Annotated in this window: 9 protein-coding genes and 2 pseudogenes; 1 reads left to right on the top strand and 10 read right to left on the bottom strand. The window is 67.8% G+C overall.

What is annotated here, in order from left to right:
• From BHU15_RS41520 to BHU15_RS22480, 7 genes and pseudogenes are all read right to left on the bottom strand, one after another.
• Nucleotides 1–421, bottom strand: a pseudogene (locus BHU15_RS41520) (transcriptional regulator); the annotation flags it as partial.
• Between the two features lie 2 nt (nt 422–423).
• Nucleotides 424–589, bottom strand: a pseudogene (locus BHU15_RS41515) (transcriptional regulator); the annotation flags it as partial.
• Between the two features lie 90 nt (nt 590–679).
• Nucleotides 680–1,666 (bottom strand): glycine betaine ABC transporter substrate-binding protein, encoded by a 987-nt coding sequence (locus BHU15_RS22500; protein ID WP_069628859.1) that lies wholly within the window; start codon nt 1,664–1,666, stop codon nt 680–682.
• Nucleotides 1,666–2,508, bottom strand: a complete 843-nt coding sequence (locus BHU15_RS22495; RefSeq protein ID WP_069628858.1) for an ABC transporter permease — start codon at nt 2,506–2,508, stop codon at nt 1,666–1,668. Before BHU15_RS22495 ends, BHU15_RS22500 begins: the two co-directional genes overlap by 1 nt.
• Nucleotides 2,505–3,704, bottom strand: a complete 1,200-nt coding sequence (locus tag BHU15_RS22490; RefSeq protein WP_069628861.1) for a betaine/proline/choline family ABC transporter ATP-binding protein — start codon at nt 3,702–3,704, stop codon at nt 2,505–2,507. The genes BHU15_RS22495 and BHU15_RS22490 overlap by 4 nt, the downstream gene beginning before the upstream one ends.
• Nucleotides 3,705–3,804: 100 nt before the next feature.
• Entirely contained in the window at nt 3,805–4,452 is a 648-nt protein-coding gene (locus BHU15_RS22485) for an ABC transporter permease (RefSeq protein ID WP_069628857.1), read from the bottom strand.
• A gap of 27 nt (nt 4,453–4,479) precedes the next feature.
• Entirely contained in the window at nt 4,480–4,980 is a 501-nt protein-coding gene (locus tag BHU15_RS22480) for an Lrp/AsnC family transcriptional regulator (protein WP_069628856.1), read from the bottom strand.
• A gap of 132 nt (nt 4,981–5,112) precedes the next feature.
• Here BHU15_RS22480 and hppD point away from each other — a divergent pair, with 132 nt between their 5' ends.
• Nucleotides 5,113–6,267, top strand: coding sequence for a 4-hydroxyphenylpyruvate dioxygenase (hppD, locus tag BHU15_RS22475; protein ID WP_069628855.1), 1,155 nt, complete (start codon nt 5,113–5,115; stop codon nt 6,265–6,267).
• 70 nt (nt 6,268–6,337) lie between these two features.
• Here hppD and BHU15_RS22470 read toward each other — a convergent pair whose 3' ends face one another.
• From BHU15_RS22470 to BHU15_RS22460, 3 genes are read right to left on the bottom strand one after another with little or no spacing between them, the layout of a single operon-like run.
• Nucleotides 6,338–7,132 carry an amino acid ABC transporter ATP-binding protein gene (locus BHU15_RS22470; RefSeq protein ID WP_037783968.1) on the bottom strand — a complete coding sequence of 265 codons (795 nt, stop codon included), beginning with the start codon at nt 7,130–7,132 and terminating at the stop codon, nt 6,338–6,340.
• A 5-nt stretch (nt 7,133–7,137) separates the two neighbouring features.
• Nucleotides 7,138–7,923, bottom strand: a complete 786-nt coding sequence (locus BHU15_RS22465) for an amino acid ABC transporter permease (RefSeq protein ID WP_023541429.1) — start codon at nt 7,921–7,923, stop codon at nt 7,138–7,140.
• Between the two features lie 13 nt (nt 7,924–7,936).
• A complete protein-coding gene (locus tag BHU15_RS22460; RefSeq protein ID WP_031231460.1) occupies nt 7,937–8,731 on the bottom strand; it encodes an ABC transporter substrate-binding protein in 795 nt (264 codons plus the stop codon).
• Between the last annotated feature and the right edge of the window lie 271 nt (nt 8,732–9,002).

The following is a 9,002-nucleotide window of genomic DNA, read 5'->3' as shown; positions in this document are numbered from 1 at the left end:
CGGGGTGTCGAGCTTCCTCTGGGGGAAGGCGTGCAGATGGATCCGTACCTGCGCCACGTCCTGCTCGCCCTCGGGCATCGCGAGGCCCCGGTAGCTGTCGATCAAGTCGTGCATCCGGCCGTCCAGTTCGGCCAGCAGTTCGGGGGTGAGCCGTAGCGTGAAGTCGCTGAAGTCGGCCTTCGTCGTCCAGGTCTTCGGCCAGTCGTGCATGGTGCCCAGCCAGGTGCTCAGCTCCCGGTCGTGGCCGGAGGCGACCTCGTGCATGAAGGTGTTGAGCGCGCCGCGGACCGCCGGATTGGGGTCGTGGTGCAGCGCGTTGTCGAGCATGACCCCCTTGTCCTCGGCCTTCCACCAGCGCTCGCGGCCCTTGCCGCGCCCGGGGTCGTCCGAGACGAACCCGTGCTCGGCGAGCTGCCGCAGGNNCCAGCCGCTCGGCGAGTTGGGAGGCGGTGGCCGGGCCGTGGTGCCGCAGGTTGACCAGCAGTCGCATCCGCAGGGGATGGGCGAGGCCGCGCAGTGAGCGCGGGTCCAGGGTGCGGACGTCCGGCACGTCCGCGTCGGATGCGTCGGGTACCTCGGAGTTCTCGGGCATGGGGCAAGCGTAGACATGCAAAGAAGTAGTTGCAAGGCTTTCTTTGCAACTACTTCTTTGCATGCCCGGACGGGCGCTCCGAAGGGCTCAGCCCTCCTTGATGAAGCCCTCCTCGACCAGCCAGTCCTTCGCCACCTCGTGCGGATCCTGGCCGTCCACGTCCACCTTCGCGTTCAGCTCCTGCGCGATCCCGGTGTTCAGCCGCTCGGTCAGCGGATCGAGCAGCCCCGCGATCTCCGGGTACTTCTCGTACGTGGAGCTGTGGATCACCGGCGCCGCGTTGTAGTTCGGGAAGAAGCGCTTGTCGTCGGTGACCGTGTCCAGGTCCAGCGACTTGATCCGGCCGTCCGTCGTGAACACCTCTCCCACCAGGCAGGAGTTGGACTTCGACACCTGCGTGTAGATGATGCCGGCGTCCATCTTCCGCACGCCGGCCGCCGGGATGTCCATCCCGTACGCCTTCACCATCCCCGGCAGCCCGTCGTCGCGCGACGCGAACTCGTTCTCCACGCAGATCGTGACCGCGCCCGGCTTCTTCTTCGACAGCGCCGCGACGTCGGACATCGTCTTGAGCTTGTACTTCGCGTTGTTCTCCTTGCTGATGCCCAGCGAGTACGTGTTGTTGAGCGTGGACGGCTCCAGCCAGCTGACATCGTGCGAGCGGTCCGCCTCCCGTACCGCCGACCACTGCTTCCGCGAGTCCTCGATCGGCTTCGCGTTGCCGAGGTACGTGATCCAGGCCGTGCCCGTGTACTCGTACATCGCGTCCGCGTCACCCTTGACGATCGCCTCACGCGCGCTGATCGAGCCCGGCAGATTCGTCCGGTCCACGACCTCCGCGCCCGCCGCCTTGAAGATCAGCCCGATCATCTGGCCGAGGATGATGTTCTCGCTGAAGTTCTTCGACGTGACCGTCAGCGAGGCGCCCTTGAGGGGTTCGCCCTGCCCGACCGAGCCGGGGAGGACGTCGTCCACCATCGGCGAACCGCTCTTCAGTCCGCACCCGCTCAGCGTCGCGGCGCTCAGCAGCAGCGCCAGCCCGCCCGTCACAAGCCTTCGATCGACACGGCGCATCAGCGCTCCTCCAGTCCGCGGGGGGTGAGGGCCACTTCGACCAGCGAGGCCAGCCAGTCGACCAGCAGCGCCAGCGTCACCGTCAGTACCGAGCCCAGGATCAGGACCGGCATGCGCTGCGTCTGGATGCCCGAGGTGATCAGGTCACCGAGCCCGCCACCGCCGCCGAAGGTGGCCAGGGTCGCCGTACCCACGTTGAGCACCAGCGCCGTCCGCACGCCCGCCAGGATCAGCGGTACGGCCAGCGGGAGTTCGACCCGGCGCAGGGTCGCGAGCGACGACATCCCTATGCCGCGCGACGCCTCCACCAACTGCGGGTCGATGGCCTTCAGCCCCGCCACGGTGTTGGCGAGCACCGGCAGCACCGCGTAGATCACCATGCCGACGATCGCCGTGGACGGGCCGATGCCCAGCCAGATCACCAGCAGCGCCAGGAGCCCGATGGCCGGGGTCGCCTGGCCGATGTTGGCCAGGGCGGTCACCGCCGGCGCCGCCCTGGACAGGCCGCGCCGGGTCAGCGCGACACCCAGCGGGATCGCGATGATCAGTACCCAGAAGGTGGAGATCGCGGTCAGTTCGATGTGCTGCCACAGACGCAGCCGCACATTGCCGTCGACGAGTGAGTTCTCGGCGATCGAGTCGAGGGGCACATTCGTGATCCACAGATACGTCAGCAGCAGCACGACCGCGATCACCCCGGGCACCGTGCCCAGCTTCTGCCAGGTGAACCGGCGCTCCGGGGGAGCGGGCGGCGCGGCGAGCGTCGACTCCTCGTCCCGGAAGGCATGGCCCTTGACGTCGTACTCGCCCGGTGGGCGCTCTTTCCGCACGGGTGAACTCATGCGCCCGCACCGCTCCGCGGCTCCTGGCCGCCTCGCACCCCGTGCCGCTCCGCCAGCTCGTGCTGGTGCTCGAACGCGGTGAGCCGGTCCGCCTCCAGCATCTCCTGCACCGACGTCATCAGCGTCTGCATGTCGACGACGCCGATGTACTCGCCGCGTCTGCCGGTCACCGCGACCCGGCCGCCGCTGTCGGTCAGGACCGCCTCCAGCGCGTCGTGCAACGTGGCGTCCCTGGTCACCGTGTCGTGCACCAGCTGGCCCGCGTTGGCCAGCGAGCCCTTGGCGCGCGACAGGTCGCCCCGGCGCAGCCACTTGTACGGGCGGTTCTTCCGGTCCAGCATCAGCAGCTCGTTGTGCGGGCCGCTGCTCAGCTTGTTGAAGATCGACTGGAGCGGGTCCTCCACCGTCACCGTCGGGAACTCGGCGATCTCCACCTCCCGTACGCGCGTGAGGTTCAGCCGCTTCAGCGCCGCCCCCGCGCCCACGAAGCCCGACACGAAGTCGTCGGCGGGGTTGGTGAGGATCGCCTCGGGGGTGTCGAATTGCGCGATCTGCGAGCGCTCCCGCAGAACCGCGATCCGGTCGCCGAGCTTGATCGCCTCGTCGAAGTCGTGCGTCACGAACACGATCGTCTTGTGCAACTCGTGCTGGAGACGGATCAGTTCGTCCTGGAGATGGTCGCGCGTGATCGGGTCGACGGCGCCGAACGGCTCGTCCATCAGCAGCACCGGCGGGTCGGCGGCGAGCGCCCGCGCCACGCCCACGCGCTGCTGCTGGCCGCCCGAGAGCCGGCGCGGATAGCGGTCGTGGAACTCGCGCGGGTCGAGCCCGACCAGGTCGAGCATCTCCTCGACGCGGTCCTTCACCTTGGACTTGGACCAGCCGACCATCTTCGGTACGAGCGCGATGTTCTCGGCGACCGTCATGTGCGGGAAGAGCCCGGACGACTGGATCGCGTAGCCGATCTGGCGCCGCAGCTTCACCGGGTCCATGTCGGTGACGTCCTCGTCGCCGATCCTGATCCGCCCGGACGAGGGCTCGATCAGCCGGTTGATCATCTTGAGGGTGGTCGACTTGCCGCAGCCGGACGGACCGACGAGTACGACGGTCTCGCCCGCCTTGATCTCCATGGTGACGTTGTCAACGGCCGGGTTCGGGCTGCCCGGATAGCGCTTGGTGAGGCCGTCGAGCTGGATGGTGGCTCCGCGCGTGGAGCCGGAGCCGTCGTCGGCCGCTGCCGGTGGCTCTGCCGTGGCGGCGGCGGTGTTCGGGTCGGCGGTGTTCGGGCCGGCGGTCTCAGACACGGATCCCCCTCGGGATGGTGAGTCGGCCGAGCAGGACGTACGCGGCGTCGAAGAGCAGGGCGAGAACGACGATGCCGATCGTTCCGGCCAGTACCTGATTGATCGCGTTGGCGCTGCCCAGCGAGGCGATGCCACGGAAGATCTCGTTCCCGAGCCCGGGCCCCGAGGCGTACGCGGCGATGGCGGCGATGCCCATCAGCATCTGCGTGGAGACCCGGATGCCGGTGAGGATCGGCGGCCAGGCGAGCGGCAGCTCGACCTTGAGCAGCCGGGCGGTACGGGACATCCCGATGCCCCTGGCCGCGTCCACCAGGTCCGGGTCCACGCCGCGCAGTCCCACCACGGCGTTACGGACGACGGGCAGCAGCCCGTACAGCGTCAGGACGATCACCGTGGGCGCGACACCGAGACCGACCAGCGGGATGAGCAGACCGATGGCGGCCAGCGACGGGATGGTCAGGATGGAGGCGGTGGACAGGATCGCCAGATTGCCGCCCCAGGGGCTGCGGTAGGTCAGTACGCCGATGACGACACCCAGGACGGTGGCGATCACCATGCACTGGAAGACGGCGCTGGCGTGCTGGAACGAGTCGGTGAGCAACTGCTGGTGGCGGTTGGCCAGGTAATCCCAGAAGTCCACGGCGCTCCTTTCTGGTCGGGCGGTCGATCAGCCGGTCGGCCGGTCGGGCCGGTCGCCGTCGGTGTCCTGCGCGGCCTGCTCCACCAGCGGGATGATCCGCAGCGGAACGGGGTTCTCCATGACGATCGCCGTGGAGGCGCGCTGAATACCGTCGAAACCGACAACCCGGTCGATCACTCGTTGGAGATCGGCGTTCGAACGGGCGACGAGTCGGCAGAACATATCCCCGGTTCCGGTGGTGGTATGCAGTTCGAGGACCTCTGGAACGCTGCTCAAATGTGCTCGGACATCCGATCCCTGACCTTGTTTGATCTCAAGGGTTGCGAACGCCGTTACGGGGTAGCCGAGAGCGGCCGGATCGACGTCCGGACCGAATCCCCGGATGACCCCGTTCGCCTGGAGCCGGTCGAGCCGCGCCTGTACGGTCCCGCGCGCCACCCCCAGCCGGCGCGACGCCTCCAGCACCCCGATGCGCGGCTCCCGGGCCAGCAGGACGATGAGTCTGCCGTCGAGCCCGTCGATACCCATGGCGCCTCCTGAGGCGGTTCGTGATGGTCATCCTGTGCAGATGGTCCGGTCATCCTCGCCTCCCGCTGTGCAAAGTGCCCAGCGAATGCGCGAACTGTTGCGCACCTTGCAGAACGGGGAGACGCTGCCGTCATGGCAGATACCTCGGTGAACCTCGATTCCGCCCCGTCCACCGCGCGCGACGCCGACCCCTTCCCGGTCAAGGGAATGGACGCCGTCGTCTTCGCCGTCGGCAACGCCAAGCAGGCGGCCCACTACTACTCGACGGCGTTCGGCATGAAGCTGGTCGCCTACTCGGGCCCGGAGAACGGCAGCCGCGAGACCGCGAGCTACGTCCTCACCAACGGCGGGGCCCGTTTCGTCTTCACCTCCGTCATCAAGGCGTCCACCGACCGGGGCCGCTTCCTCGTGGACCATGTCGCCGAGCACGGCGACGGTGTGGTCGACCTCGCCATCGAGGTGCCGGACGCCCGCGCCGCGTACGCCTACGCCACCGCGAACGGCGCCACCGGCCTCCAGGAGCCGTACGAGCTGAAGGACGAGCACGGCACCGTCGTACTCGCCGCCATCGCCACGTACGGCAAGACCCGCCACACCCTGGTCGAGCGCTCCGGCTACGACGGCCCGTACCTGCCGGGGTACGCCGCCGCCGAACCGATGGTCGCCGCCCCGCGGAAGCGCACCTTCCAGGCGATCGACCACTGCGTGGGCAACGTCGAACTCGGCAGGATGAACGAGTGGGTCGCCTTCTACAACAAGGTCATGGGCTTCACGAACATGAAGGAGTTCGTGGGCGACGACATCGCCACCGAGTACTCCGCCCTCATGTCGAAGGTCGTGGCGGACGGCACCCTCAAGGTGAAGTTCCCGATCAACGAGCCGGCGATCGCGAAGAAGAAGTCGCAGATCGACGAGTACCTGGAGTTCTACGGCGGCGCGGGCGTCCAGCACATCGCCCTCGCGACGAACGACATCGTCAGCACCGTACGCACGATGCGCGACGCCGGTGTCCAGTTCCTCGACACCCCCGACTCGTACTACGACACGCTCGGTGAGTGGGCGGGCGAGACCCGGGTGCCCGTCGAGACGCTGCGCGAGCTGAAGATCCTCGTGGACCGCGACGAGGACGGCTATCTGCTCCAGATCTTCACCAAGCCGGTCCAGGACCGGCCGACGGTGTTCTTCGAGATGATCGAGCGGCACGGCTCGATGGGCTTCGGCAAGGGCAACTTCAAGGCCCTGTTCCAGGCGATCGAGCGCGAGCAGGAGAAGCGCGGCAACCTCTGACCCACCGGTCGGGCGAACGAGGAACGGCCCCACGGGAGTTCACCCGTGGGGCCGCGTGTTTCCCGGTGCCTCAGTCGTCGGAGGGGCTGATGCGCGCCGCCGCCGGGTCCAGCAGGCGCGACAGGAACGACTGCGTACGGGCGTGGCCCGGCGCGCCGATCACCTGCTCCGGGGCGCCCTCCTCGACGATGACCCCGCCGTCCATGAAGACAACCCGGTCGGCCACCTCCTTGGCGAAGCTCATCTCGTGCGTGACGACGAGCATCGTCATCCCCTCGTCGGCGAGCGAGCGCATCACCGCGAGGACGTCACCCACCAGTTCGGGGTCGAGCGCGGACGTCGGCTCGTCGAAGAGCATCAGCTGCGGGTCCATCGCCAACGCCCGTGCGATCGCCACCCGTTGCTGCTGCCCGCCGGACAACTGCGCGGGATACGACGACTCCTTGTCGGTCAGCCCGACACGCGCCAGCCGGTCCCGCGCGATCCGCGTCGCCTCCGCCTTGTCGCGCTTCAGCACCCGGCGCTGTGGAAGCGTCAGATTCTGAAGTGCCGTCAGATGCGGGAAGAGGTTGAACGACTGGAACACCATCCCGATGCCGCGGCGCACCTGGTCGATGTCCACGTCCGGGTCGGTGACCTCGGCGCCGGCCACCAGCACCGTGCCCGACGTCGGCTCCTCCAGCAGATTCACACAGCGCAGCAGCGTCGACTTGCCCGAACCCGACGGGCCGATGACACACACCACCTCGCCGCGCGCGACCGTGAAGTCGATACCCGCCAGCACCTCCAGCGTGCCGAACGACTTGTGCAGAGCGCGCACTTCGATCGCCGGTGCCTCGCGGTCCAGCTCCGCCGCTTCCTTCACCGCGCTCACCTCGCCCTTGCCGTACGCGCTTCGAGCCGCCGGACCAGATGGCCGAGCGGCAGGGTGATCACCAGATAGCAGAGACCGGCGATCAGGATCGGTGTGAGACTGCGGTTCTGATTCAGCGCGTCCCGGCCGAACTTGGCCAGCTCGTACTGGGACAGGGACAGACCCAGCAGATAGACCAGCGAGGAGTCCTTCGTCAGCAGGATCAACTCGTTGGTCAGCGGGGGCAGTACGATCCGCAGGGCTTGCGGGATGACGATCGAGACCATCGCCCGGCCCTGCGACATCCCGAGCGAACGCGCCGCCTCCGTCTGGCCCTTGGGCACCGCCTGGATGCCCGCCCTTATCGTCTCCGCCATGTAGGCGGCGCCGACCAGGCCCAGGGCCAGCATCACGGTCACGTACTGGTTCAGCGCCACCTGGAAGGCGAGCGGCACACCGAACCCGAGCGCGATGAAGACCAGCAGCGCCGGAATGCCGCGGAAGAACTCGATGTAGACGATCGCCAGCCAGCGGTACGGCGGCACCTGCGACAGCCGCATCAGCGCGAGCAGCAGCCCCAGCGCCAGCCCGAACCCGAAGCCGAGCAGGGTGTAGATGACGGTGTTGACCAGGGCGGTCGTGATGATGTCGGGGAACTGCGCCTTGGCGACCTCGACATCGAAGAAGGCCCTTCGGATCTCGCCCCAGTCGGCGGCCTGGGCGATGACGACCAGGACGACGCCCAGGACGGCGTACTGCGCGCTCCGGACGAGACGGGTCCGTTGTCGGCGGGTCATGGACATCGGTGCTGGTTCCTTAACTCTTCGGAGCGGCGGGGAACCACTTCTTGTATATGGCGTCGTAACGGCCGTCCGACTTGGCCGCCTCGATCACCTTGTCGATCTCCTTACGGAGGGCGTCGTTGCCGGTCCGCACCCCGACGCCGTACTGCTCGCCGGTCTTGAACTCGGCCGTGACCTCGGTGTCGGCGTTCTTGCGCACGTACTCGAAGAGGACACCGTTGTCGTTGACCGCCGCGTCGACCTGACCGGTCTTCACGGCGGTGAGCAGCAGCGCCAGGTCCTCGAACTGGACCGTCTCGACGCCCGGCCCGTTCTTCTTCGCGTACTCCTCACCCGTGGTGCCCTGCTGGACGCCCAGCTTCTTGCCCTTGAGGCTCTCCAGCGAGTCGAAGGCGGCGCCCTTCTTGGTGAGAAGCGCCTGCGTGGCCTCGAAGTACGGGGCGGAGAAGTCCAGGTTCTCCTCGCGCACATCGGTGATCGTCATGCCGGCGGCGGCCACGTCACACTTACGGGCGTTGAGATCCTCACCCGTCTGGATGCCCTCGAAAGGTGTGTCGACGATCTCCTGAGTGACCTTCAGCTCCTTGGCGACCAGATCCACCAGATCCACGTCGAAGCCGACGATCTTGTTGTCCTGGCGGGACTGGAAGGGCTCGTACGGCAGATGGGTGCAGGTCGTGAGCTTTCCGGAGTTCACCAGCTCCAGCGACGAGCCGTCGGACCCGGAGGACTTGGTGCTCGTGCAAGCCGTCACGGCGACGAGTGCGGCTGCGGCTGCTATGGCGGACAACGCGGTGCGCGGGGACAAGACGCCTCCAGGGCGGGGGACGGACAACGGCCCACATGGTGTGTGAGTTGCGCCGATCTTGCCATCGGAGGTGCCGGTTGTCTCCTCACCCGGGGCGGGGTTAACCAGGTCGTCACGGCGCACACCTCCTCGGACGGGGCTACGGGATCGGTTTGGTCTGGGTGCAGTTCTTCCACTCGACCCAGGGGCGGGCGCCGCCGTTCTTGGGGCCGGTGGCGTACGTCGGATCCCCGGTGATGGTCTGGTTCTTCTCCTCGTGGGTGATGTCGAT

It is taken from the genome of Streptomyces niveus (genome assembly GCF_001723055.1).
Taxonomy (GTDB): Bacteria; Actinomycetota; Actinomycetes; order Streptomycetales; family Streptomycetaceae; genus Streptomyces; species Streptomyces niveus.
This window is presented reverse-complemented; position numbering and strand designations above follow the sequence as displayed.

What these genes read in the sequence shown, in the direction of transcription:
- BHU15_RS22500 (WP_069628859.1), bottom strand. Translation starts at nt 1,666, where the DNA reads ATGCGCCGTGTCGATCGAAGGCTTGTGACGGGCGGGCTGGCGCTGCTG.
- BHU15_RS22465 (WP_023541429.1), bottom strand. Translation starts at nt 7,923, where the DNA reads ATGTCCATGACCCGCCGACAACGGACCCGTCTCGTCCGGAGCGCGCAG.
- hppD (WP_069628855.1), top strand. Translation starts at nt 5,113, where the DNA reads ATGGCAGATACCTCGGTGAACCTCGATTCCGCCCCGTCCACCGCGCGC.
- BHU15_RS22495 (WP_069628858.1), bottom strand. Translation starts at nt 2,508, where the DNA reads ATGAGTTCACCCGTGCGGAAAGAGCGCCCACCGGGCGAGTACGACGTC.
- BHU15_RS22480 (WP_069628856.1), bottom strand. Translation starts at nt 4,980, where the DNA reads ATGGGTATCGACGGGCTCGACGGCAGACTCATCGTCCTGCTGGCCCGG.